The 25,110-nt window shown below is 63.2% G+C and carries 16 protein-coding genes; 7 read left to right on the forward strand and 9 right to left on the reverse strand.

The features are described from left to right. Nucleotides 1–52: 52 nt before the first annotated feature. Nucleotides 53–694: a LysE family translocator gene (locus tag CO676_RS12720; protein WP_097521326.1), complete on the reverse strand. Its 642-nt coding sequence runs from the start codon at nucleotides 692–694 to the stop codon at nucleotides 53–55. Nucleotides 695–1,175: 481 nt separating this feature from the next. Between CO676_RS12720 and leuB the strand changes: the two genes are divergently transcribed. After that, complete coding sequence (gene leuB, locus CO676_RS12730) at nucleotides 1,176–2,288, forward strand: 3-isopropylmalate dehydrogenase (RefSeq protein WP_041414793.1); 1,113 nt, start codon at nucleotides 1,176–1,178, stop codon at nucleotides 2,286–2,288. Between the two features lie 131 nt (nucleotides 2,289–2,419). Then, the gene (locus CO676_RS12735; protein WP_097521328.1) at nucleotides 2,420–3,118 is read left to right on the forward strand and encodes a phosphatase PAP2 family protein; all 699 of its coding nucleotides are present in this window, start codon (nucleotides 2,420–2,422) and stop codon (nucleotides 3,116–3,118) included. 280 nt (nucleotides 3,119–3,398) lie between these two features. Here the strand turns inward: CO676_RS12735 and CO676_RS12740 are convergent, their stop codons facing one another. After that, nucleotides 3,399–5,291: an MFS transporter gene (locus CO676_RS12740; RefSeq protein ID WP_097521329.1), complete on the reverse strand. Its 1,893-nt coding sequence runs from the start codon at nucleotides 5,289–5,291 to the stop codon at nucleotides 3,399–3,401. Between the two features lie 512 nt (nucleotides 5,292–5,803). Between CO676_RS12740 and CO676_RS12750 the strand changes: the two genes are divergently transcribed. Next, a complete protein-coding gene (locus CO676_RS12750; protein WP_014766446.1) occupies nucleotides 5,804–6,838 on the forward strand; it encodes an aspartate-semialdehyde dehydrogenase in 1,035 nt (344 codons plus the stop codon). A gap of 179 nt (nucleotides 6,839–7,017) precedes the next feature. Continuing rightward, nucleotides 7,018–7,839 (forward strand): lytic transglycosylase domain-containing protein, encoded by an 822-nt coding sequence (locus CO676_RS12755; RefSeq protein WP_041414794.1) that lies wholly within the window; start codon nucleotides 7,018–7,020, stop codon nucleotides 7,837–7,839. 57 nt (nucleotides 7,840–7,896) lie between these two features. Here CO676_RS12755 and CO676_RS12760 read toward each other — a convergent pair whose 3' ends face one another. Together CO676_RS12760 and pdxY are read right to left on the reverse strand one after the other, a co-directional pair. Then, nucleotides 7,897–8,544, reverse strand: a complete 648-nt coding sequence (locus CO676_RS12760) for a carbonic anhydrase (protein ID WP_014766448.1) — start codon at nucleotides 8,542–8,544, stop codon at nucleotides 7,897–7,899. Nucleotides 8,545–8,680: 136 nt separating this feature from the next. Next, entirely contained in the window at nucleotides 8,681–9,559 is an 879-nt protein-coding gene (gene pdxY / locus CO676_RS12765; RefSeq protein WP_014766449.1) for a pyridoxal kinase PdxY, read from the reverse strand. A gap of 282 nt (nucleotides 9,560–9,841) precedes the next feature. Here pdxY and CO676_RS12770 point away from each other — a divergent pair, with 282 nt between their 5' ends. Further along, a complete protein-coding gene (locus CO676_RS12770; protein ID WP_097521330.1) occupies nucleotides 9,842–14,629 on the forward strand; it encodes an NAD-glutamate dehydrogenase in 4,788 nt (1,595 codons plus the stop codon). A 222-nt stretch (nucleotides 14,630–14,851) separates the two neighbouring features. Then, entirely contained in the window at nucleotides 14,852–16,243 is a 1,392-nt protein-coding gene (locus tag CO676_RS12775) for an MFS transporter (RefSeq protein WP_097521331.1), read from the forward strand. Nucleotides 16,244–16,482: 239 nt separating this feature from the next. On the opposite strand, the gene purH is transcribed toward CO676_RS12775, so the two are convergent. The 4 genes from purH to htpX all read right to left on the reverse strand — a co-directional run bounded on the left by purH (nucleotide 16,483) and on the right by htpX (nucleotide 22,471). Beyond that, nucleotides 16,483–18,093: a bifunctional phosphoribosylaminoimidazolecarboxamide formyltransferase/IMP cyclohydrolase gene (gene purH, locus CO676_RS12780; RefSeq protein WP_014766453.1), complete on the reverse strand. Its 1,611-nt coding sequence runs from the start codon at nucleotides 18,091–18,093 to the stop codon at nucleotides 16,483–16,485. 138 nt (nucleotides 18,094–18,231) lie between these two features. Beyond that, the gene (locus CO676_RS12785) at nucleotides 18,232–19,917 is read right to left on the reverse strand and encodes a heparinase II/III family protein (RefSeq protein WP_014766454.1); all 1,686 of its coding nucleotides are present in this window, start codon (nucleotides 19,915–19,917) and stop codon (nucleotides 18,232–18,234) included. Nucleotides 19,918–20,096: 179 nt separating this feature from the next. Next, nucleotides 20,097–21,512 carry an RsmB/NOP family class I SAM-dependent RNA methyltransferase gene (locus tag CO676_RS12790; protein WP_014766455.1) on the reverse strand — a complete coding sequence of 472 codons (1,416 nt, stop codon included), beginning with the start codon at nucleotides 21,510–21,512 and terminating at the stop codon, nucleotides 20,097–20,099. Further along, the gene (htpX, locus tag CO676_RS12795; protein ID WP_014766456.1) at nucleotides 21,512–22,471 is read right to left on the reverse strand and encodes a zinc metalloprotease HtpX; all 960 of its coding nucleotides are present in this window, start codon (nucleotides 22,469–22,471) and stop codon (nucleotides 21,512–21,514) included. The genes CO676_RS12790 and htpX overlap by 1 nt, the downstream gene beginning before the upstream one ends. Nucleotides 22,472–22,604: 133 nt before the next feature. On the opposite strand from htpX, the gene CO676_RS12800 reads away from it, so the two are divergent. Next, nucleotides 22,605–22,859: a DUF1674 domain-containing protein gene (locus CO676_RS12800; RefSeq protein WP_179875477.1), complete on the forward strand. Its 255-nt coding sequence runs from the start codon at nucleotides 22,605–22,607 to the stop codon at nucleotides 22,857–22,859. 186 nt (nucleotides 22,860–23,045) lie between these two features. Here the strand turns inward: CO676_RS12800 and acs are convergent, their stop codons facing one another. Further along, nucleotides 23,046–24,995 carry an acetate--CoA ligase gene (acs, locus tag CO676_RS12805; protein WP_097521332.1) on the reverse strand — a complete coding sequence of 650 codons (1,950 nt, stop codon included), beginning with the start codon at nucleotides 24,993–24,995 and terminating at the stop codon, nucleotides 23,046–23,048. Nucleotides 24,996–25,110: the final 115 nt, after the last annotated feature.

Genomic DNA, 25,110 nt, shown 5'->3' on the forward strand with positions numbered 1-25,110 from the left:
GTGCGGATTGGCGCGCTGGCGGAGTGTGAAATGGTTGGCGGGCGCGGATTGTTCAAGCCTTGCGCATGCCGAGCAGCCCCGGCGCCGCGTGCCAGATCGCCTGCGCCGCGAAACCGATGAACAGCAGCCCGGAGAGCCGGACGATAGCGAGCTCATGGCGCCGATAGAAGCGCCGGACGACCGAGGCGCCGATAATTGCGATCAGGATCACGTCGGCGATCAGGAAGCCGATCAGCGAAACGGCGAGCAGAATGGGCAGGGCATTGAAGTCCAACGCGTTTGCGGAACTGGCCAGCAGCGCCGTGAAGGTCGCGAGCGCCACCGGATAGCCCTTGGGATTGGTAAGCCCGAAGATCAGTCCCCGCCGCAGCGGCCGCTCCACTGTCATTAGGGCCCGGTTGTCGCCCTTCGGACGCGCCTTGAGCGCCGTCCAACCGATCCAGGCGAGATAGACGCCGCAGATGAGGCCGAGAATATCGAAGATCGCCGTGCCGATCGAACGGGCTCCGACGATGGCGACGAGCGCCAGTGTCGACCATAAAATATCGCCTGCGAGATGGCCGCCCATGAACAGCGCACCGGCCTTTCGGCCCTGGCCGGCGCCGATGCCGAGCAGTGCCAGGAATGCGGGGCCGGGGATCAGCGTATAGGAAAGTGCGGCGAGAAAGGCACCGACAAGAAGCGTCTCGGACATCTTGGAAACCCCGGTTGCAATTCGGCCATTCGAGCGTCCGGCGCCGATTCCGTCAAGCGGAAACGGGAAAGGCCGCAGACCGGGCCGGCCTGCCTGACCTGCTTGCCGGGCGGCATCAGCCGCCGCGCGACGGTTTGCGAAAGGTGAGAATGTCCATCATGTCGCGGACCAAGACCGCTATGGCCCGGATGAGCTTGCGCATGCTGCGCAAACCGGTGATCGGCCCCATGCTACCACCGTCACACAGGAAGCCGCCCGCCTCTGTTTCCGAGGGAACGGAGGCGAAACGCACGCACAAAACTTTCGCCGATGCGATTTCCCTCGATACGAAGTTGCGCTAAGAACGCGCGCTACAGCGCCGTGCGTCTTCCAGACGCACTAAGGTCGCTGTGGCAGTTTTAACGTGCTGCATGTTCTCGTCCTTAAATCGCGCGGGATTTAAGGAAGCATGCAGTTGTTTCCTCCTCGAGAAGGACTATCCATGACTGTGCGCAATCTCTTCCTTCTGCCCGGCGACGGCATCGGCCCGGAAGCCATGGCGGAAGTCCGCAAAATCATCGCTTACATGAATGCCGAGCAGGGCGCCGGGTTCGTGACGGACGAGGGGCTTGTGGGTGGTTCCGCCTATGAAGCCCATGGCGCGGCGATCTCGGAAGGTGACATGGCGAAGGCGCTTGCCGCCGATGCGGTGCTCTTCGGCGCCGTCGGCGGACCGAAATGGGACGCAGTGCCTTACGAAGTGCGGCCGGAAGCCGGCCTGCTGCGGCTGCGCAAGGATCTCGAACTCTTCGCCAACCTGAGGCCAGCCATCTGCTACCCGGCGCTCGCCAACGCCTCCTCGCTGAAGCCGGAGCTGGTCGAAGGCCTCGACATCCTCATCGTCCGGGAGCTGACCGGCGGCGTCTATTTCGGCGAGCCGAAGCAGATCATCGACCTCGGCAACGGCCAGAAGCGCGGCATCGACACGCAGGTCTACGACACCTACGAGATCGAACGCATCGCCGGCGTCGCCTTCGAACTGGCGCGCACCCGCACGAACCGCGTCTGCTCTATGGAAAAGCGCAACGTCATGAAGTCCGGCGTGCTCTGGAACCAGGTGGTTACCGAGACGCACAAGGCGAAATATTCCGACGTGCAGCTCGAGCACATGCTGGCCGATGCCGGCGGCATGCAGCTTGTGCGCCAGCCGAAGCAGTTCGACGTCATCGTCACCGACAACCTCTTCGGCGACATGCTTTCCGACGTCGCCGCGATGTTGACCGGCTCGCTCGGCATGCTGCCCTCGGCTTCGCTCGGCGCACCGGATGCCAAGACTGGCAAGCGCAAGGCACTCTATGAGCCGGTGCATGGCTCGGCGCCGGACATCGCCGGCCAGGGCATTGCCAACCCGATCGCCATGATCGCCTCCTTCGCGATGTGCCTGCGCTATTCCTTCAATCTGGTGAAGGAGGCCGACAATCTCGAGACGGCGATCGCCAATGTGCTCGACAAGGGCATCCGCACCGGCGACATCATGGCGGAGGGTTGCAGCAAGGTCGGCACAGTCGAAATGGGCGACGCCATTCTTGCCGAGTTCAAGGCGCTCTCGGCCTGATCGGCCGTCGACGTTCCTTTTCTACTGATTGAACAAACACCTCCGGATGACATCCGGAGGTGTTTTTCGTTGGATCTCTTGATTTTTTCGCGTTCGTTTTCAAATGCAGGAAAGCGACAGGAAAGGAAACCATGAACCAACCGCTTGCTTCCACCGGCTGGATTCTGCTGACGACGATGCTTCTCGTCCTGGCTTTCGTTCCCTTCGATCCGCACCTGTCGGAATTGGCGCGAAGCCTGCCGGACGAGATCGTCGACTTCAACCGGACGATTACCGATTTCGGCACCTTCGCCTGGATGGTCTATACGTCCGCCATCCTGCTCCTGATCGCCTTCATCGTCCGGCGCGCATCACGACGCGACACGGTCCGGCAACGAGCGCGAACCGCGCGCAATCTCTCGGCCTATTTCTTGCTGACCGTCGGCACGTCAAGCATGCTGGTACACGGGCTGAAATTCCTGATCGGCCGCGCCCGCCCGGAACTTTTCGCCGACTATGGCGCCTACAGCCTCACGCCTTTTACCGGCGACAGATTGTTCGAGAGCTTCCCCTCGGGCCATTCGACGGCGGCCGGCGCCTTCTTCGGCGCCTTCGCGATGCTGAAGCCTGAGCTCAGGCCGCTCTTCCTGATCTTGGCGCTGATGATCGGCGCCTCGCGCGTCGTCGTCGGCGCCCATTATCCGAGCGACGTGGCCGCCGGCCTGCTCCTCGGTCTCTGGGTCGCGATGATGTACGCCTTTCTCTTCGTCCGGCAGGACTGGCTCTTCCGTATCGATGCCGGCGGCTGGCCGGCGCCGAAAACCGCTAGTCCTCCGCCAGAACTCAAATAAAAGCCAGTGCGAAGGCCGCGCCCCAGAGCCAAAACAAAAAGCCGGCGCGGAGGCCGCGCCCCATAGCTCAAATAAAAAGCCGGCGCGGAAGCCGCGCCCCGGAGCTCAAATAAAAAGCCGGCGCGGAGGCCGCGCCCCGGAGCTCAAATAAAAAGCCGGCGCGGAGGCCGCGCCCCGGAGCTCAAATAAAAAGCCGGCGCGGAAGCCGCGCCGGAGTCAGGAGAGCTGTTTGAGCGGTTGCGGTTTTGCGCCCGCATCCCGCGTTTCGACTGGTGCCCGCTCAATCCATCTGATGGATGTCGCGGTCCTTGGTTTCGGGCAGGAACAGCAGACCGATCACCAGCGTCAGGCCGGCGAAGACGATCGGGTACCAGAGGCCGTAGTAGATATCGCCCTTTGCGGCGCTCATCGCGAAGGCTGTTGCCGGAAGCAGGCCGCCAAACCAGCCGTTGCCGATATGATAGGGCAGCGACATGCCGGTGTAGCGGATGCGGGTCGGGAAGAGCTCGACGAGCAGCGCGGCGATCGGGCCGTAGACCATCGTCACATAGATGACGAGGACGGTCAGAACCGCGATGATCACCGTCCAATTGACCCGGGCCGGGTCTGCCACCATCGTGAACGCGCCGCCCTTGTCGATCGAATAGACGGCCATTTCTGTGGCGCTGCCGACTTCTTCCTTGGTCAGGAGCTTGTCGGCAATGAGCTTGTCGGCCGGAACCATGGTCTTTTCCCCGCCGCGGATGGCGGTGGCGTCGAGGGCCAGCTCCGGGTTCCCGGTAACGAAAGCATCAACCTTGGATTCCGGAACCTTGGCAGCACCGCGAACCAGCGGATAGCCGGCGGCCTGGAGCGTCATGTTGACCTGCTTCTTGAAGGCAGCGTCCTGCGCCTTGGCCTGGTCGCCGGCAACCGTGGCATCATAGCCGCTGATCGTCGTTTCGCCGATCTTCACCGTTGCCGGGATCCCCGCCGCAGCCGTGGTCACGACGTCATAGGGAACGGAGTTTTTGGTCAGGAAGTCCGTAGCGATATCGCAGGAAGTCGTGAACTTCTGGACGCCAGTCGGGTTGAACTGGAAGTTGCAGTCGCCCGGAGCGGCGGTGACCGTCGCACGAATGCTCTGCTGCGCCTCGGCCAGCGCCGGGTTGCCCGCCCAGGTCATTGCCTTGAACAGCGGGAAATAAGTCAGCATCGCCAGAAGCAGACCAGCCATGATGATCGGCTTGCGGCCGATCTTGTCGGAGAGCCAGCCGAAGAAGACAAAGAAGCCGGTGCCAAGCAAGAGCGAGGCAGCGACCATCAGGTTCGCCGACTGGGAGTCGACTTTAAGGATGTTCTGCAGAAAGAACAGCGCGTAGAACTGGCCGGAATACCAGACGACAGCCTGGCCGACGACGGCGCCGAAAAGGGCCAGGAGGGCAATCTTGGCATTCCGCCATTGGCCGAAGGCCTCCGTCAGCGGCGCCTTCGAACCCTTGCCCTCTTCCTTCATCTTCTTGAAAGCGGGCGATTCGTTCATCTTCAGCCGGATCCAGACGGATACGCCGAGAAGCACGCAGGAGAGCAGGAAGGGTATGCGCCAACCCCATGCGGCGAAGGCCTCCTTGCCGACCATGAACTGCACGAACAGGATCACCACCAGCGACAGGAACAGCCCGAGCGTCGCCGTCGTCTGGATCCACGAGGTGAAGTAGCCGCGGCGGCCGTGCGGAGCATGCTCCGCGACGTAGGTCGCGGCACCGCCGTATTCACCACCAAGCGCAAGGCCCTGCAGCAGGCGCAGCACGATCAGGATGATCGGTGCGGCAATGCCGATCGAGGCGGCGCCGGGCAGGACGCCGACGAGGAAGGTCGACAGACCCATGATCAGGATCGTCACGAGGAACGTATATTTGCGGCCGACGAGATCGCCGAGACGGCCGAAGACCAGCGCGCCGAAGGGGCGCACCAGGAAGCCGGCGGCGAAGGCAAGCAGCGCGAAGATGTTGCGCGTCGTCTCCGGATACTGGCTGAAGAACGTCGCTCCGATATAAAGGGCAAGCGACCCGTAAAGGTAGAAATCGTACCATTCGAAGACGGTACCGAGCGACGAGGCGAAGATGACCTTCTTTTCCTCGGCGGTCATGGGTCCGGCTTTTTTAACGCCGTCCGCTGTTGCGACATTTGCCATTTTGATGATCCTCCACTTCAAAAGGCATATTGGAGCGCCCATTGGATCGTTCCGCTTCCTCCCCGAAGCTGCGAAACGTGGTGCGCCTGATTGAGAGGATGTCAGAAAAGCCTTGCCCGAGGCAGGGATGCTTTCGTTCTATGACTTTCGTCTAATGCGGCGATCGGGCGCGGCGTGGATTTGAGCGCCCGCATCCCGCCAAGCAATTCAAGGCGGACAACCGCCTCCGGCTTGACTCTTGTGGAAAAGCCGGTAAGAGCAGCGGCGAACGAGGAAACTTGAGATGCGACCGAACGGTTCGTCCATCGCTGCGCTGAACTTGCCGGTCTATACCGGAGAGGCTCGCCTTTTCTCGCTCAATCGCAAAACAACGGCCAAAACGACGACGAAAACCGTCTGACGTCTCTGGCCCTCCGCTCTCTCCCCGGTACGGCCGGGGACAGGAACCTCGCGGACAATCCGCGCGGCGCCGCCTCCACCAGATGAGGAGAGACAGAAAGAGAGCTTAGATCATGGGTTTCAAGATTGCAGTCGCAGGCGCCACCGGCAATGTCGGCCGGGAGATGCTGAACATCCTGTCCGAACGGGGATTTCCTGCGGATGAGGTTGTGGCGCTCGCCTCCTCGCGCTCCATCGGCACCGAGGTCTCCTACGGCGACAAGACGCTGAAAGTCTCCAACCTCGAAACCTATGATTTCTCCGACACCGACATTTGCCTGATGTCGGCCGGCGGCGCGGTTTCCTTGAAGTACTCGCCGAAGATCGGTCAGCAGGGCTGCGTCGTCATCGACAATTCCTCAGCCTGGCGCTACGACGCCGACGTGCCGCTGATCGTGCCGGAAGTGAACGCGGATGCGGTTTCCCAGTTCACCAGGAAGAACATCATCGCCAACCCGAATTGCTCGACCGCGCAGCTCGTCGTCGCGCTGAAGCCGCTGCACGACCACGCGAAGATCAAGCGCGTCGTCGTTTCCACGTATCAGTCGGTTTCCGGTGCCGGCAAGGATGGCATGGACGAGCTCTTTAACCAGACGCGCGCCGTGTTCGTCGCCGATCCGATCGAGAGCAAGAAGTTCACCAAGCGAATCGCCTTCAACGTCATTCCGCATATCGACGTCTTCATGGAAGACGGCTACACCAAGGAAGAGTGGAAGGTTCTCGCCGAAACCAAGAAGATGCTCGATCCGAAGATCAAGGTGACCTGCACGGCCGTCCGCGTGCCGGTGTTCATCGGCCATTCGGAATCGGTCAATATCGAGTTCGAGAACGAGATCACCGCCGACGAGGCGCGCGAGATCCTGCGCGAGGCGCCGGGTTGCCTGGTCGTCGACAAGCATGAGAACGGCGGCTATGTGACGCCTTACGAATGCGCCGGCGAAGACGCGACCTATATTTCGCGCATCCGCGAGGACGCGACCGTCGAAAACGGCCTCAACATATGGGTCGTTTCCGATAACCTGCGCAAGGGTGCGGCGCTGAACGCCATTCAGATCGCCGAACTGCTCGTCAATCGCGGCCTGATCAAGCCGCGCAAGCAGGCCGCCTGAGAGGCGACAATCAAGTGCAATCGGAACCCCGCTCGGCACCTTGACCTTGCGGGGTTTCGCATTGAGTTCGGCGCGACGGATTCACGTGAAACCATGACGCGTCACAAGAGCAACGCGGGGCCAGCAGTGCGAGCGGCTCTTTTCTAAGGCAACAGATTCGGGCAATGACGGGGTATTCCATGAAGATGGCAAAGCGCGCAGCGGCAGGGCTCGCAGCCCTCATGATAAGTGCAGTTCTTCCCGCAGCCGCCTCGGCGGCGCAATGCGGCAACGACGGCGGTGGCTTTTCGGCCTGGGTCGCGGAGTTCAAGCGCGAGGCGGCCGGCAACGGTATCAGCCCATCGGTGCTCGACTCGGCACTTGCCAACGTTTCCTATAGCCGGGCGACGATCCGCGCCGATCGTGGACAGAAGAGCTTCAAGCTCTCGTTCGACCAGTTCATGAAGAAGCGCGGCGGCCAGACGATCATATCGCGCGGCAGGAAGATGCGCGCCCAGAACGCCAGGCTTTTCGACAGCATCGAGCAGCGCTACGGCGTGCCGGCGGGTCCGCTGATCGCGATCTGGGGCATGGAGACCGGCTTCGGCTCGTTCATGGGCAAGGAGCACACACTCTCAGCCGTCTCGACGCTTGCCTATGATTGCCGCCGCTCCGCCTACTTCACCGACCAGCTCTATGCCGCGCTCCAGCTCGTCCAGCGCGGCGATCTGAACCCGGCCGCCCGCGGCGCTGCCCATGGCGAAATCGGCCAAACCCAGTTCCTGCCGATGAACGTCCTGAAATACGGTGTCGACGGCGACGGCAACGGGCATGTCGACATGGTCCGCTCACGCGCCGACGCGCTTGCCTCGACCGCGAACTTCCTGCGCGGCCACGGCTGGCAGCCGGGCGGCGGCTACCAGCCGGGCCAGGTGAACTACGCGGCGATCCAGGGCTGGAACGCCGCAAGCGTCTACCAGCAGGCGATCGCAATCATCGGCGCCGAGATCGACGGCGACTGATCAGGCACACTGATTGGAATAAAGGCTCGCTTCGAAAGGAGCGGGCCTTTCTGTATCCTACGTCCCAGGCCGGGTAAAATCGCCGGTCTTCGCGTCCATCACCCAAAGCTCGCCGGTCGAGATGTCGAACCAGGCGCCATGCAGACGCAGCTTTCCCTTTGATTCGAGGATCTGCACGCAGGGAAATGTTCTGAGATTGGCGATCGAGTTGCGGATCGACACGCGCTCGAGCGCGCGCTGGCGTTCCGACTGAGTCATGAACTCATTGCTCTGGATCTGTTCGGCGGCCGGCTTCAGCAGGTTCATCCAGCGGCCGATGAAATCACCGGGGGAGAGCGGTTCCGCATCCGGGTCGAGCGCCGCCTTGATGCCGCCGCAGCGTCCGTGACCCATGACGACGATGTCGCTGACGCGCAACGACTGGACCGCGAATTCGAGTGCCGCGGATGTGGAATGATAGTGCCCATCCGGCTCGTAGGGCGGCATCATGTTGGCGACGTTGCGAACGACGAAGAGTTCTCCCGGACCGCTGTCGAAGATCGTTTCCGGTGCGGCGCGCGAATCGCAACAGGCGATAACCATTGACCTTGGCTTCTGGCCGCTCTCCGCAAGCGTCTTGTAGCGTTGCTGCTGTTCGCTGAAACGACCGCTCATGAAGTTGCGGTAGCCGGTCAGAAGATGTTCCGGAAAGCCCTGCATATCCATCGGTAACCCCGCGTCATCCAACGTCATTCACTGTCGCATGGCTCCCTGGGAACCATGGGCGTCGAAGTGTTACAGCGACCATCGCGCGCCTGGAAGGGCGAAGAGCGCTTATGAGCCATTTCTTTTATATCCGTCCCTATTTCTTCACCTGGCTCGGATGCATCAGCCGGCGCATCTGCACCATCGCCATCGGCGTCGCCAGGCTCGAAGCATCCTGCTCGAGCGTCAGTTCGTCGGCGCCGCGCTTGCGGCTGCGCGCGATGATCTCGAACACGCTGGCGGTCGCCATCTGCAACGCACGCTCCTCGGAAAGCCCCTGAAGAAGCCGCGCAAGAAAGACGGCCGCAAGGAGGTCTCCGGTGCCGTTCGGCGGATCGTCGATCAGCCGATGTTCGGCAAGCAGCGCATGCCGTCCGGAAAGATAGAGATTGCCGGTGCCGCCGCTCATCATCGGGATCGCCGACGTCACCAGCACCCGGGACGGCCCGAGACCGAGGGCTGCGTCGAGGATCGTCGCGTTGGTTTCAAGCGCGGCACCCGCGAGCCAGGCGAGCTCGAACCGGTTGGGCGTCGCCAGCGTCGCAAGCGGCAACAGCCGATCGCGGATGGCGGCAGCGACTTCGATCGGCACGTAAAGGCCGTTCGCATCGCCGATCACCGGGTCGCAGGCGTAGAAAAGGTCCGGATTGCGTTCATTGAGCGCTGTCACCAGCCGGGCAACGCCTTCGGCCTGGGCGGGCGAGCCCAGGTAACCGGAGAGTACGGCGCGCACCTCGCCGGCCCACGGAGCATTGGCAAGATCGTCGATGATGGACTGGAAGTCCGCGTCGGGCATCACCACCCGGGTCGAGCGGCCATGGCCCGGATGCCAGGGCAGAATGACGGTCGGCAGCGCCCACACCCGATGCCCGAGCGTCTCCAGGGCGAACACGGCGGCGCGATTGCCGACCGTGCCGCGAACCACATGGCTGGATATGACAATGACGGCACCGGGCGCGGCGGGCATTTCGGACATCGGGCAAGACCATCCTTCGATTCGAAGTGTGATCGCCCGACTGTTGCGGCGCTGTCAACAGCCGGTCACTTAGGACGACTACGGAGACCTGCGGTGTTTTTGTCCGTTTTCGTCGTTTTTCGAGAAATTTTCGCGAAAACACCCCCGATTTAAATGGATTAGGTCGATTCTACGTGAATTTCTCCAAAAACAGGCTCGATTTTGCCCAAATCCATCATAAAACAAGTCGCCATTGACCACGGTTCTGATAGGGTCGACTATCTTTTTGGGGGAGCGATTTTCATGGGCGTGAAGCATAATCCGAAACGGGATCGTCACATTGATGCGGCCCGTGCGGCTGTGACCAAGATCGGAACCGAGACTCTGCCGCCGGAGATCCTCTTCGGGGGAGCAAGCAACGACGACCTCGACCTCTATTCGCCGGACATGCTGGCGCTGACCGCCGCCCATGCCCGCCGGGAGCTGGCCCGCTGGGATGGCGGCAAGCCGCAGGTTTCGGTCGAGACGGTGCCGGGCGTAGCGCCGGGAGGAACCGAAGTCTCGATCATCGCCGTCACCGAACGCAACATGCCCTTTCTTTATGACTCGGTCATGGGGGAGGTGACGAGCACCCACCGCGACATTCACCTGGCGATCCATCCCATTCTGGTCGTGAAACCCGGCCAGTCCACGAAACTGTTCGATCCGGACGAGGAAAGCGATCCGGCGCACCGCGTCAGCCATATCCAGATCCATCTGAGCAAGCTGACGCCGCTCGAGGAGCGGTCGCTGAGCAAGCGTATCACCGATGTGCTGGAGCAGGTCCACCAGGCCGTCCACGACTGGCCGGCGATGACCGCCTTGCTCGATCAGGCCATGCGCGAACTGGAGGATTACAACGCTTCGCGCAAGAAGAGCGACCGCGACGAGGCGCTCGCCTTTCTTCGCTGGCTAAGGGACAACAATTTCACCTTCCTCGGAATGCGCGAATACACCTATTCCGGCAAGGGCGAGAAGGCGAGCGTCGAGCGCGGCAAGGGCCGGGGCCTCGGCATCCTTTCCAATCCGGATGTCCGCGTTCTGCGCCAGGGCAAAGATGCGGTGTTGACGACGCCCGAGATCCTCGCCTTCCTGGAAGGTCCCGACTTTCTGATCGTCACCAAGGCCAATGTGAAGTCCGTCGTGCACCGCCGGGCCTACATGGATTATATCGGCGTCAAGCGCTTCGACGCCACCGGAAACGTCGTCGGGGAACTCCGTATCGTCGGCCTCTTCACCTCGACGGCCTACACCCGGCAGGCGGCGGAAATCCCGCTGTTGCGGCACAAGATCGAGAAGATCGTCGATCACTTCGGCTACGACCCGCAAAGCCACTCGGGCAAGATGCTGGCGAATACGCTCGAAGCCTATCCGCGCGACGATCTCTTCCAAATCGACGTCGGCGTGCTCGCCGCCTTCTGCGAGCAGATCAACGAGCTCGCCGACCGGCCGCGCGTTCGCGTGCTGCCGCGTATCGACCACTTCGACCGCTTCGTTTCAGTCATCGTCTTCGTGCCACGCGAGCAATATGATTCGGACGTTCGCGAAAAGATCGGCGATTACCTGAAGACCGTCTATGACGGCCGCGTCTCCGCCTACTATCCCGCCTTCCCGGAAAGCGGTTTGGCCCGCGTGCACTTCATCATCGGACGCCCGGGCGGCAAGACACCACGCGTCCCGCAGGCCAAGCTCGAGGAAGCGGTCCGCGCCATCGTCACCCGCTGGATCGACCGCTTCAACCTGCTTGCCCGCAAGGACGGCATCGAGCTTGCGGTCGGAGAGGCCTATCAGGCCGCCTTCACGCCGGCCGAGGCCTATGCCGACCTCTCCGCCATAGCCGCCTGTAGGGCGGACGATCCGATTCGCATCTCCTTCTATCATCGGGACCGGGAAAGCCCGGACGCGCTGGAACTGAAGATCTTCCACGCAGACACCCCGGTGTCGCTCTCCCGCCGCGTGCCGCTCCTCGAAAATCTCGGTTTCCGCGTCATCAGCGAGCAGACCCACGACATCGGTGTGCGCACCCATGGGCAGGAACTGCGTGAAGTAGTGCTGCACGACATGGAGCTCATTCACCGCGACGGCCACACGGTCCATCTCGCCAAGACGGGTGCTGCCCTGGAGGAAGCCTTCCTCGCCGCCTGGAACGGCACGATCGAGGACGACAACTTCAACCGGCTGGTCATGCTGGCGGGGCTCACCGCCCGCGAAGTAACTGTGCTGCGCGCCTATTCACGCTACCTGCGCCAGGCCGGGATTACCTATTCGCAGGGCTATATCGCCGATACGCTGAACAAATATCCGGCCATCGCCGCCGATATCGTCCGCCTGTTCTCGACGCGGCTCGATCCGAAGATTGACGCGAAGTCGCGCGCGAAGAAAACCAGCGCCCTGCTCGCGGCGATCGAGGAGGCGCTATCCGCCGTACCGAGCCTTGACGAGGACCGGATCCTGCGCCGTTACGTCAACGTCATCCAGTCGACGCTCCGGACAAATTATTTCCAAAAGGATGCGGAGGGCAGACCGCGTCCGGTGCTCGCCTTCAAACTCGATCCGAAGACGCTCGAAGGCCTGCCGGAACCGCGGCCGTTCCGCGAGATCTTCGTGTACGGCACCGAAGTCGAAGGCGTGCATCTGCGGTTCGGCAAGGTGGCGCGCGGCGGGCTTCGCTGGTCCGACCGGGCCCAGGACTATCGCACCGAGGTGCTCGGCCTCGTCAAGGCGCAGCAGGTCAAGAACGCGGTCATCGTGCCGGTCGGCGCCAAGGGTGGCTTCTATCCGAAGCAGCTTCCCCTAGGCGGCAGCCGCGACGAGATCTTCAGGGCCGGCACCGAGGCCTACAAGACCTATATCCGCACGCTCCTGTCGGTGACGGACAACATCGTCGGCCAGGAAGTCGTACCGCCTCAAGACACGCTTCGCCTCGACGGCGACGACCCTTATTTCGTCGTGGCCGCCGACAAGGGTACCGCAACCTTCTCGGACACGGCGAACGGGCTGGCGCAGGAGGCCGGTTTCTGGCTCGACGACGCCTTCGCCTCCGGCGGCTCGGCCGGCTACGACCACAAGAAGATGGGCATCACGGCGCGCGGCGCCTGGGAGGCGGTCAAGCGGCATTTCCGCGAGATGGACATCGACATCCAGACGACGCCCTTCACCGTCGCCGGCGTCGGCGACATGTCGGGCGACGTCTTCGGCAACGGCATGCTGCTTTCGGAGAAGATCCGGCTGATCGCCGCCTTCGACCACCGCGACATTATCATCGACCCGAATCCGGATATCGATCTCTCCTTCGCCGAACGTAAGCGCATGTTCGCGCTGCCGCGCTCGAGCTGGCAGGACTATGACCGCAAGACGCTTTCGCCCGGTGCGATGATCATCTCGCGCGCGGAAAAGCTGGTGACGCTGACGCCCGAGGCGATGGCGGCGATCGGCATCGACAAGCCGAAGGCGACGCCGTTCGAGATCATGAACGCCATCCTGAAGAGCCAGGTCGACCTTCTGTGGTTCGGCGGCATCGGCACCTATGTGCGCGGCAGCAACGAGACGGATGCCGAAGTCGGCGATCGTGCCAACGACCCGATCCGCGTCACGGCGGAAGAGCTGCGCGCCCGGGTGATCGGCGAGGGCGCCAATCTCGGCGTCACCCAGAGGGGTCGCATCGGCTTCTCGCTTGCCGGCGGGCGCTGCAATTCCGATGCGATCGACAATTCGGCCGGCGTCAATTCCTCCGACGTGGAGGTCAACATCAAGATCGCCCTCGCCTCGGCGATGCGCGACGGACGTCTGACCCGACCCAAGCGCAACACGCTTCTGGCGGCTATGACGGACGAAGTCGGCCATCTCGTGCTGCGCAACAACTATCAGCAATCGCTGGCAATCTCGCTCACGGAAATGCTGGGCCTCGGCAACCGCACGCCGCTGGCACGGCTGATGGCGCGGCTCGAGACCGACGGGCATCTCAACCGCAAGGTGGAGACGCTGCCGACGGAAATAGCCATGGCCGAGCGCTACCAGGGGGGCAAACCGCTGACGCGCCCGGAGATTGGCGTGCTGCTCTCCTATGCGAAGCTGGTATTGTTCGAGGAGCTGATCCAGAGCGAACTGCCGGATGACCCCTATTTCACCGCGACGCTCGAACGCTACTTTCCGGCAAAGATGCGCAAGACCTATGCCGGGGATATTCACGGCCATCGCCTGCGCCGCGAAATCATTGCGACGGTGCTCGCCAACGAAACCATCAACCGCGGCGGCCCCGCCTTCGTCTCGACACTCACGGACGCGACCGGCTTCCTTTCCGCCGATGTCGTAAAGGCAGCGGTGCTGGCGCTGGATGGTTTCGACCTGCCGCGGATCTATGGCGAGATCGATGCGCTCGACAACAGGATCAGCGGCGCGGTCCAGAACCGGCTCTACCAGGAAGTCGGGCGTATCTTTGCGGTCGTCGCCGAGAGGGCCTTGCGGACGCGGGCGTCCGAGGGGGCCGTTGCCGACGCCGTTGCGCGGCTGCGCGATGGGCTGCAGAAGCTGCGCGGCACGATGCGCGCGGCGATTTCGAGCGAGAGTGCCGAGGAGGCGCGCCTGAAGTCTGCCGGATTCATCGAGAGCGGCATCCCGGCAAAGCTTGCCGAAGAGATCGCCGAACTGTCGATGATGACCCTGGTCCCCGAGATCATGCAGATCGCCACGGTAACCGGCGAGCCTCTCAATCGCACGGCGCAAGGCTATTTCGCCGTGACCGAAACGCTCCGGGTCAACCGCCTGCTGGCAGCCGCCGATCGCGTGCCCGCCACCGAACAGTTCGAGGCGATGGCGCTGACACGGGCCGTTGCCGACATAGCCACCGCCCGCCGCGATATCACCGTCGCCGCGCTCGTCGAACAGAAGCGAGACCGCAATCCGGTACTCGCCTGGCAGGAACAGGACCGTGAGCGCGTATCGCGCGCTGGCGACCAGTTGAAGCTCCTGACCGAAAAGGGCGAGACGACGCTTGCCAAGATCACCGTCGCCGCAGGTCTCCTCAGCGATCTTGCGCGCGGCAGGGCGAAATGACACAGTCCCTCCGGGCCGCTGGCCTGGAGGACTGATTCCGTTCCCGGTTAAGCGAAATCAATGCATTGGCACTCGCGCCCGTTAAACAGCGCGGGGTGCCCTACTGCATGTTTCCTTAAAGCGTAGACGATTTAAGGACTGAGACATGCAGCAATTCAAAGTGCTACAGCGTCCTTTGTGCGTCTGAAAAGACGCACGGCGCTGTAGTCCGGGAGGGGAACCTTGGAGTTGACGGCCGGACGAACGGCGGAACAGCCGAAAGCCACGCGACTCGGCATTGCCGGCTGGATGCTGTTCGACTGGGCCGCGCAACCGTTCTTCACCGTCATCACCACCTTCATCTTCGCACCTTATTTCGTTTCCCGGCTAACGGCAGATCCCGACGCCGGGCAGGCGATCTGGGGCTACACGCTCACGGTTTCCGGCATCGTCATCGCGGTGCTTTCACCGGTGCTCGGCGCCGTTGCCGATGCGACCGGACCGCGCAAGCCGTGGATCGGCTTCTTCGCGATCATCCAGATCTTCGCGCTCGCCATGCTGTGGTTCGCGGTGCCGGATTCACCACTGATCTACCCCGCGATCTTCCTGGCGCTGGCAACGGTCGCGGCCGAGTTTTCGATCGTCTTCAACGACTCGATGATGCCGCGTCTCGTCGGCGAGAAGGACGTGGGACGTATCTCCAACATCGCCTGGGGAATGGGCTATCTCGGCGGCATGATCGTGCTGATCGGCGTCGTCGCCCTGCTTGCCGGGAATCCGGCTACCGGCAAGACGGCGCTGGGGCTGGATCCGCTCTTCGGGCTCGATCCGGCCAAGGGCGAAGACGCGCGCATCACCGGCCCGATCTCGGCGCTCTGGTACCTAGTCTTCATTCTGCCGATGTTCCTTTTCACCCCCGATGCGGGCAAGGCGACGACATCCCTCAGGGAGGCGACGGAGCGGGGTCTGACGGAACTCAGAGGCACGCTCGGCGAGCTCAAGGAGAGGACGGGGATCTTCCGCTTCCTGATCGCCCGCATGATCTTCCAGGATGGCGTCAATGGCTTGCTGGCGCTCGGCGGCACCTTCGCCGCCGGCATGTTCGGCTGGCAGACGATGGAACTCGGCCTCTACGGCATCATCCTGAACGTCGTCGCGATCGGCGGCTGCCTCTATGCGAGCCGGCTCGACACGCGGCTCGGCTCGAAAGCCATCGTGGTCGCCAGTCTCGTCTGCCTGACGATCGCGACACTCGGCATCGTTTCGACGGGTCCCGGCTTCACCCTGTTCGGACTTATCCCCCTGCCGAGCGTGGATTCGGGCGGACTTTTCGGCACGGCCGCCGAGAAGGCCTACATTCTCTACGGCCTCCTGGTCGGCATCGCCTTCGGCCCGGTCCAGGCCTCCTCGCGGTCCTATCTCGCCCGCAGCGTCGCGGCCGACGAGGCCGGGCGCTATTTCGGGCTCTACGCGCTGTCCGGCCGCGCCACCTCGTTCCTGGCGCCCGCCTCGGTGGCCACCATCACGGTGATGACCGGTTCGGCCCGGATCGGCATGATGGCGCTGGTCGCCTTTCTGGCCGTCGGGCTCGTTATCCTGCTGCGCACGCCCTACCCGGCCCATCGGCCGGCATAAAGAACCCGCGGCGCGGCGGAGTTTGCCTTGTGAAAGCTGAAGAGCGACAAGGTCAGCGGTTTCCGCCCGCATCCGTCTCAGTCGTCATCCTCGGGCTTGATCCGAGATCCACTCACGAGCCGGCAAAAGGCGCCGCTCGTTGAAATCTGCTCCGCGTCCCGGTGAAGCTTGCGTCTGGATCCTCGGGTCAAGCCCGAGGATGACGAAGGAGCAGACGCAGATCACCGCAAAACCCTCGCTCAGTGGCGGAAATGCCGCATGCCGGTAAAGACCATGGCGACATTGTGCTCGTTGGCTGCGGCGATAACCTCTTCGTCGCGCATCGAGCCGCCCGGCTGGATGACGGCGGTGGCGCCGGCGGCGATCGCCGACAGGAGACCGTCGGCGAAGGGCAGGAAGGCTTCCGAGGCGACCGCCGAACCGCGTGTCAGCGGCGCAGCAAGGCCAAGCGCCTTGGCCGCTTCCTCGGCTTTGATAGCGGCAATGCGGGCTGAATCGACGCGGCTCATCTGACCGGCGCCGATGCCGGCCGTCTGGCCGTCCTTCGCATAGACGACGGCGTTCGACTTGACGTGCTTCGCCACCTTGAAGGCGAACTTCATGTCCTCGAGCTCCTGCGCCGTCGGCGCGCGTTTGGTGACCACCTTGAGTTTCAGATCCTCGACCATGCCGTTGTCACGGGTCTGGACGAGCAGGCCGCCGGCGACGGTCTTGGCGGTCAGCCCCGGCGTACGCGGATCCGGCAGGCCGCCGGCCGCCAGCAGCCGGAGGTTCGGCTTGCGGGCGATGATCGCTTTGGCCTCGTCGCTGACCGACGGCGCGATGATGACTTCGGTGAACAGCTTGACGATCTCTTCGGCCGTCTCCGCATCGAGCGGCTGGTTGAGGGCGATGATACCGCCGAAGGCCGAGGTGGAATCGCAGGCGAGCGCGCGGCGATAAGCTTCGGCGAGCGACGGCGCGGTGGCGACGCCGCAGGGGTTGGCGTGCTTGATGATCGCACAGGCCGGCGCCTTCTCCGGCAGGAACTCGGCTACCAGTTCGAAGGCTGCGTCCGTATCGTTGATGTTGTTGTAGGAAAGCTGCTTGCCCTGCAGCAGCGCCGCGGTCGCGACCCCCGGCCGCTGCTCGCCGGTCACGTAGAAGGCCGCCTTCTGATGCGGGTTCTCGCCGTAGCGCATCTCCTCCTTGAGCACGCCGCCGATCACCCGATGGCGCGGCATGGGCGTATCGAGCGCCTCGGCGAACCAGTTGGAGATCGCCGCATCGTAGGCCGCGGTGCGGGCATAGGCCTTGGCCGCCATTTTCTGGCGGAAGGCGTAGCGCGTCGTGCCGTTGGCGATTTCGTCCAGCAGCCCGGAATAATCGGCCGGATCGGTAACGATCGTCACATAGGCGTGATTCTTGGCCGATGCGCGGATCATCGCCGGTCCGCCGATGTCGATATTCTCGACCGTCGTCGGATAGTCGCCGCCCTGGGCGCGGACCTCCTCGAACGGATAAAGGTTGATGACGGCGAGATCGATGGCAGTAATGCCGTGCTCGTCCATCGCCGCTTTGTGGTCCGAATCGTCGCGAATGGCGAGCAGGCCGCCATGCACGCCGGGATGGAGGGTCTTGACGCGGCCGTCCATGACTTCGGGAAACTTGGTCAATTCGGAAACGTCACTGACGGGAAGCCCGGCCGCCGCCAGCGCCTTGTGTGTGCCGCCGGTCGAGACCAGCCGAATCCCCTTCGCGTCGAGAGCGCGGGCGAGCTCGACGATGCCCGCCTTGTCGGACACGGAGAGAAGGGCGGTTTGGATCCGGACTTCGTCCGGTGCCGGAATTTTCTTGGAGGCGACAGCCATCAACCATGCTCCTTTGGCAGCGCCGGACGCTTGGAAAGAGGGTGCCGGCGATTGGGATGGCTGCCCGTTAGCACAGCTTGCCGACGGAAGGAACCGTTGCAGCCGCAGGCGGGGAAAATAGGTCCTTTGTGCCCCCGTCTAACCCTCGCGGGTCAGCGTCCACTGGATTTCCGGCTGCGTCCCGACCGCGAAGGTGACCGTGATCTGCGAAGAAGCGCGGACGCCGGAGGGGTCGGCAAAGAAGACGTCTTCCTCGATCGCCAGGTCTCCGTCCCGGCAGGCAAAAAGCCAGGCCTCGCCGTCCGGCGCACTCAGATAGATCTCGCCCACGCTGCTCTGGCGCAGCCCGATTGCCGGATGAATGTGAAAGCGGGCGACGGCGATAGCGGCATCGGACGGCTCCGGATCGCTTCCGTCTTCGCGGGCGAGCCGATCACGTCCGCGGATCAGCCGGCCGCCGTTCAGAAGACCGATATCGCGCTCGTGGATGAGCCCGAAGGCGCCGAGATAACCATTATGACTCGCCCTGACGGATTCGATGCGGCCGGGCTCGTCGCTTCGCTCCGATTCGACCCGCGACACGCCGCTGACCATGAGCGGACCGAGAAAGTGCGATTGCGAAAAGCGTGAGGAGGAGGTGTCGTTCACCGTCACCGTCGAGTGCGCGGCAGTGGCGCGGGCCATTTGCCGGAATCGTTCGCCGGCAAACTTCGGCGCGCCGGAATTGATGATGAGACGGTTTCGCCCCGAAGACATCTCGAAGGAGAGGCAGCCGGCATGGGCGCTGCGCGACAGATCGACCGACAGCGGACGGCCCGTGTCGACGATCGCGACGGTCTCGCCGAGCGCCAGCCGCTCGAAACTGATATGCGGAAGCGACCGGAACGGCTCGCCCGCCGTTTCGTCGTAACGCAGCACCGATGCAAGCTCGTGTGCCGGCACCGAGCTGGCGCCGTTGAAGAGCGCCAGCTCCCCGCTCTGGTGCCGAAAGAAGCGCAAGGCCGGGTACATCCGGTCGATGCCGGAAATCAGCCGCGACGGCACGTCGTGACCGAGATTGACATAGGTCTGCCTGAGCGGCAGCAGGTCGAGCAGCAGTTCGAGACCGGCGCGCGGGTTGCGCGAGAAATGACCGCCGTCGGGCAGGATCTGCCGGTCGAGCTCGAGATCCAGACTGCGCGCGGCCCTGCGCAGTGCCGAAGAAGAGACGGGCATCGACACGGAAGCCATCGCCAACGCTATGCGAACCCTGAGCCGCGCCTCCCCGTCCGGGACGGTTTCGGCGATGTGGCGGAGATAGCGGATTTGAAAGGCGAGGCTTTTCAGGAAGCGGCGATAGAAACCGTGCTCGGCATTGCGTAACACCACCGGCGAATGCGACAGCCAGACGATGACGCGCTGCGCGATCACATCGGCGTCCCAGGCAATGCCGCCGATAGTGCGACCATGCGTGCCCATCCAGTCGTCGAAGATCTGACGCAGCCTAATGAAGCCGGCTTCATCGCGGACCGCACGCATGTGGCGCAGCCAGTCGAAGGCGTGGAGCCGATTGGCAAATTCGTGCGACGGCAGGTCGATCTCGAAGGGCGATTCACCCTCTGTGTCGAGCACGCGGCCGGCCAGCGGGTAGCGGCCCTGAAGAATTTCCTCCGCCACAAAAGGATCGATGGCTCTGAGATCCGTGGGCGCGACGATGAGCCGGTCCGGCGTCGATCCGGAAAAACGCAGCGCCGACAGGCGGCCGAGCGAAAGCCGGCGCGCAAATCGGCGCCAACCTTCGCGCAGATACAGGTAAAGCAGCCTTCGTTTACCGGTAAACAGCATCGGCGCCTGCAGGTTTGTTGATTGCCGCAACGGGACCTTCAAAGCGCTTGAGCAGAATCGCTTTCATGGCCGGAACCGTGCCGGAAGGATGATTAAATTTCTATCAATCTGGCCACCATTGATAGGCGGGCGGTCCGAAAGCGTCAATTGTCGCGGCGAGACAGCCTGTTGACGAGGCTCTAGCCCTCGGCGCGGCGAAGCACCGCCGCATAGAAACCGTCAAGCCCGCTGGAAAAGGGCGCGGCAAGCGGCAGCATCGCCGGCGTCGTGCGGAACTCGCCAACAGCCGTGATCGCCGCTTCGAACCCGGGCCAGTCGGACGCGGCAATCGGAACGCGCTCGCAAAGTCCCTCGTCAAGGACACGCGCTACGACGTCTTCCCCTTCTCGCGGGTCCAGCGAACAGTTGGAGAAGACCACGATGCCACCCGGCTTGACGACGCTCAGCGCATGGCGCAGCAGCCGCTCCTGAAGCTGGGCAAGCTTTTCGACGTCTTCCGGTCCCTTCGTCCACAGCACATCCGGGTGACGCCGCGTCGTGCCTGTCGAAGAGCAGGGGGCATCGAGCAGCGCGGCGTCGAAGAGCTCATCCGGACGGAAGTCCGCCATGTCGGTCTCTTTCGTCCGGGCCTCGAGGCCGAGCCGCTCAAGATTGCCCTTGAGCCGCCGCAGCCGGCTGGAGGACTGGTCCAGCGCCGTCACATTCGCCCCGGCAAGAATAAGCTGGGCCGTCTTGCCGCCCGGCGCCGCGCAGAGATCGACCACCGTTTTGCCGGAAAGATCGCCAAAAAGGCGCGCTGGTATAGAGGCGGCGGCGTCCTGCACCCACCAGGCCCCTTCCGCAAAGCCCGGCAAGGACGGGATCGCACCGGAAAAATCACCGAGCCGAACGGAGCCGGTCGGCAGGACCGTGCCGCCGAGGCGTTCGGCCCACAAGGCTGGGTCGGACTTCACCGTGAGGTCGATCGCGGCGGGAACGAGCTGCGCTTCCGAAATGCCTTCCGCCTGGGCGCGGCCGTAATGGGCGACGAGCCGGTCATGGAACCAGACCGGAATGGCGGGCACCGACCGCACCTTCTCGAGGATCGTCTCCTTCTCGCGCGAAAGCCGCCTGAGAACGGCGTTGACGAGACTGGCAAAGCGGCGATTGCGCGGATCCGACTGCGCCTGCTCGACCGCAAGGTCGACGGCGGAATGATCCGGAATGTCGAGATAGAGGATCTGTGCGGCGGCAACCGTCAGCACGTGCTCCAACGCCCGTGCGCCCTCGGGCAGCGGCGTCTGCAGCAGCGAATCGATCGCGGCGCGGATTCGCGGCAGGTGGCGGAGCGCCGAATTGAGGATGGCGCGCACCAGCGCGCGATCCGCATCATTGAGTTCGCGATAGGCGGGATTGCCGTGCTCCTGGTCGAGCATGCCGTCGAGCGACGTCCTGCGGTCGATCACCGCCGCCAGGATCTTGGCGGCGGTCTGGCGGCTCCTCAGCCCGGGCTTGGCCTCGACGCCGGCCGCGCCAGAGCGTTGCCCAGCCGACTGGGAAGGCTTGTTTCTGCGCACTCGTTTCGGATCTGAATCGTTCTTCGTTTTTTCGGACATCAGGACCAGGGGCCTTTCGGCGGTTCGGAACCACCGCGACCCCAGCCGGTTCTCGGGACAGAGCGCGATTTGCGCACCGCATTATCAGGGCGAACCCCTGGCGTCGAGCCCGCCGACATCTCGCCAGCCATCCGCTCGAGCGCGGCAACGCGGTTTTCGGTATTCGGATGGGTCGAAAAGAGGTTGTCCATGCGCTCGCCCGAGAGCGGATTGATGATGAACATGTGCGCCGTCGCCGGATTGCGCTCGGCATCATAGTTCGGAATCGCATGGGCCGCGCCGGCGATCTTGCGGAGCGCCGAGGCGAGGGAGAGCGGATTGCCGCAGATCTCCGCGCCGCGCCGGTCGGCGGAATATTCACGGGTGCGGCTGATCGCCATTTGCACCAGCATGGCCGCGAGCGGAGCGACGATCATCGCGATCAGAACGCCGATGAAGCCGAGCGGATTGTTGTTTTCACGGTTGCCGCCGAAGAAAAAGGCGAAATTGCCGAGCATCGAAATGGCGCCGGCGAGCGTCGCGGTCAGCGTCATCGTCAGGGTGTCACGATACTGAATATGAGCGAGCTCATGCGCCATGACGCCGGCCACTTCCTCATAGGAGAGCGACTGCAGCAGACCGGTAGAGGCGGCGACCGCCGCATTCTGAGGATTGCGGCCCGTCGCGAATGCGTTCGGCTGCGGACTGTCGATGACGTAGACGCGCGGCATCGGCAGGCCGGCATTCTGCGCCAGGTCGCGGACGATTCCGTAATATTCCGGGGCACTGCGTTCGTCGACTTCCTGGGCCCGATACATGCGCAGCACCAGGCGGTCGGAATTCCAATAGGAGAAGAAGTTCATGCCGGCGGCCATGACCAGGGCGATCATCATGCCGCCCCTGCCGCCGATGACATAGCCTACGGCCATGAACAGGACGGTCATGAAGGCAAGCAACATTGCGGTGCGCACGAGATTCATGAATCAAGCTCCTGGCATTCTCAAGTGGCTTCCCGTTCGGCGGCGAAGCGCAGCACCGACTCGGCTTGGCCTCTGATCTCACTCCAAACGTTTCACGTGAATCAGGGTTCCCGCTTCGAAGGAAGCCACTTATATGATGGGGATAAAGGTCCCGCTCTTCAATATCGTCAGGAAAACCAGCCGTCACATGCAGAACGACAATGACAATTCACCCGATCGTCCGAAGCGGCCGCTGACGCCGGCCGCGCTCCGCGCCCTCAAGGAGGCGGAGGAGAGACGCCGCGCCGAGGAGCAGGCGGCGACGCCGGCGGAATTCGGCGGACGCGGCGGTCTCGATCCGGCCCGTTTTGGCGACTGGGAGATCAAGGGTCGGGCGATCGACTTCTGAGAAGCCTTTGCCAGGATGGCGCACCATCGTTTCGTCGGCGAATCGATGCTGGCCGAGGATCTCTGGACTGCACGATTCGCGTCCGCTGCGTCGTCCCTTCTCCCCGCCTGCGGGGAGAAGGTGGCCGGCGGGCCGGATGAGGGGTCTTTCTAAGCGCCTTGCGCGGCCCATTCCCCCAAGCTCACATCAGCCGCGGTTCTGGCGGTTGGCGATCAGGTCGTCGACGACCGTCGGATCGGCGAGCGTCGACGTGTCGCCAAGCGACCCGAAATCGTCCTCGGCGATCTTGCGGAGAATCCGGCGCATGATCTTGCCGGAGCGCGTCTTCGGCAGGCCGGGTGCGAACTGGATCTTGTCCGGCGTGGCGATCGGCCCGATCTCCGAGCGGACGTGCTTGACGAGCTCCTGGCGAAGCTCGTCGCTGCCAACCTCACCCGCCATCAGCGATACGTAGCAATAGATGCCCTGCCCCTTGATCGGGTGCGGATAGCCGACAACCGCCGCTTCGGAAACGAGGTGGTGCGAAACGAGTGCCGATTCGACCTCCGCCGTGCCGAGACGGTGGCCGGAAACGTTCAAGACATCATCGACGCGGCCGGTGATCCAGTAATATCCGTCCTCGTCGCGGCGGCAGCCGTCGCCGGTAAAGTACTTGCCCCTGTATGTCGAGAAATAGGTCTGAATGAAGCGCTCGTGGTCGCCATAGACCGTGCGCATCTGACCAGGCCAGCTGTCTATGATGCAGAGATTGCCGTCGGCCGGCCCGTCGATCACCTTGCCTTCATTGTCGACGATCTGCGGCTGGACGCCGAAGAAGGGCCGCGTCGCCGAGCCGGGCTTGAGATCGGTCGCGCCTGGCAGGGGCGTGATCAGGATGCCGCCGGTCTCCGTCTGCCACCAGGTGTCGACGATCGGCGAGCGCTCTTCACCGACGACATGGTAGTACCACTCCCAGGCTTCCGGATTGATCGGCTCGCCGACTGTTCCGAGCAGACGCAGCGAAGAACGGGACGAGCGCTTGACGAAGTCGTCGCCCGCCCCCATCAGCGAGCGGATTGCGGTCGGCGCCGTGTAGAAGATGTTGACCTTGTGCTTGTCGACCACTTCCCAGAAACGGCCTGCATCCGGGAAGTTCGGCACGCCCTCGAACATCAGCGTCGTCGCGGCGTTGGCGAGGGGTCCGTAGACGATATAGGAATGGCCCGTCACCCAGCCGACATCGGCGGTGCACCAGTAGATATCGCCGTCGTGGTAGTCGAACACATACTGATGTGTCATCGAAGCGTAGACGAGATAGCCGCCGGTCGTGTGCAGAACGCCCTTCGGCTTGCCGGTCGAACCAGAAGTGTAGAGGATGAACAGCGGATCTTCGGCTTTCATCTTCTCCGGCGGACAATGCGGCTCGACCGTCGCGGTCTCCTGGTGGTACCAGAGATCGCGGCCCGATGCCCAGCCCACCTTGCCGCCGGTGCGGCGTACGACCAGCACCTTGTCGACCCTCACATGCTGCCTGGCGGCGATGTCGATCGCTTTGTCGGTGTTTTCCTTGAGCGGCACCGGCTTGCCGCCGCGCACCCCTTCATCGCAAGTGATCACGAAGGTGGATTCGCAGTCGATGATGCGACCGGCAAGCGCATCGGGCGAGAAGCCGCCGAAAACGACCGAGTGGATCGCGCCGACGCGAGCGCAGGCGAGCATCGCATAGGCCGCCTCCGGGATCATCGGCATGTAGATGGTGACACGATCACCCTTCTTGACGCCATGCTTCTTCAAGACGTTGGCAAGCCGGCAAACCCTGTCGTAAAGTTCATTATAGGTGATCTTCTTATCGAGATACGGGTTGTCCCCTTCCCAGATGATTGCGGTCTTGTCGCCATGCGTCTTCAAGTGACGGTCGATGCAATTATAGGAGACGTTGGTCAGCCCGTCCTCAAACCATTTGATCGAAACATCGCCCTCGAAGGAGGTATTCTTGACCTTGGAGTAGGGCTCGAACCATTCGATCCGCTTGCCGTGCTCGCCCCAGAACTTGTCCGGATCGGCAACGCTCTCTTTATACCATTTCAGATAGGTCTCGTTGTCGATGAGCGTGCGGTTCTTGGCCGCTTCCAGGACCGGGTGGGTCTTGACGTCCATATTCTTCCTCCCTGTGCATTTCTGCCTGGATCACGATGATCGTGGGTCGAATCGTCCCAGAACATCAACATGATCCATCCGAACATAGAGCGGGTGCGAACCGCTCTCAGCGGCA

This window comes from Sinorhizobium sp. BJ1, from assembly GCF_002531555.1.
Classification (GTDB): domain Bacteria; phylum Pseudomonadota; class Alphaproteobacteria; order Rhizobiales; family Rhizobiaceae; genus Sinorhizobium; species Sinorhizobium fredii_B.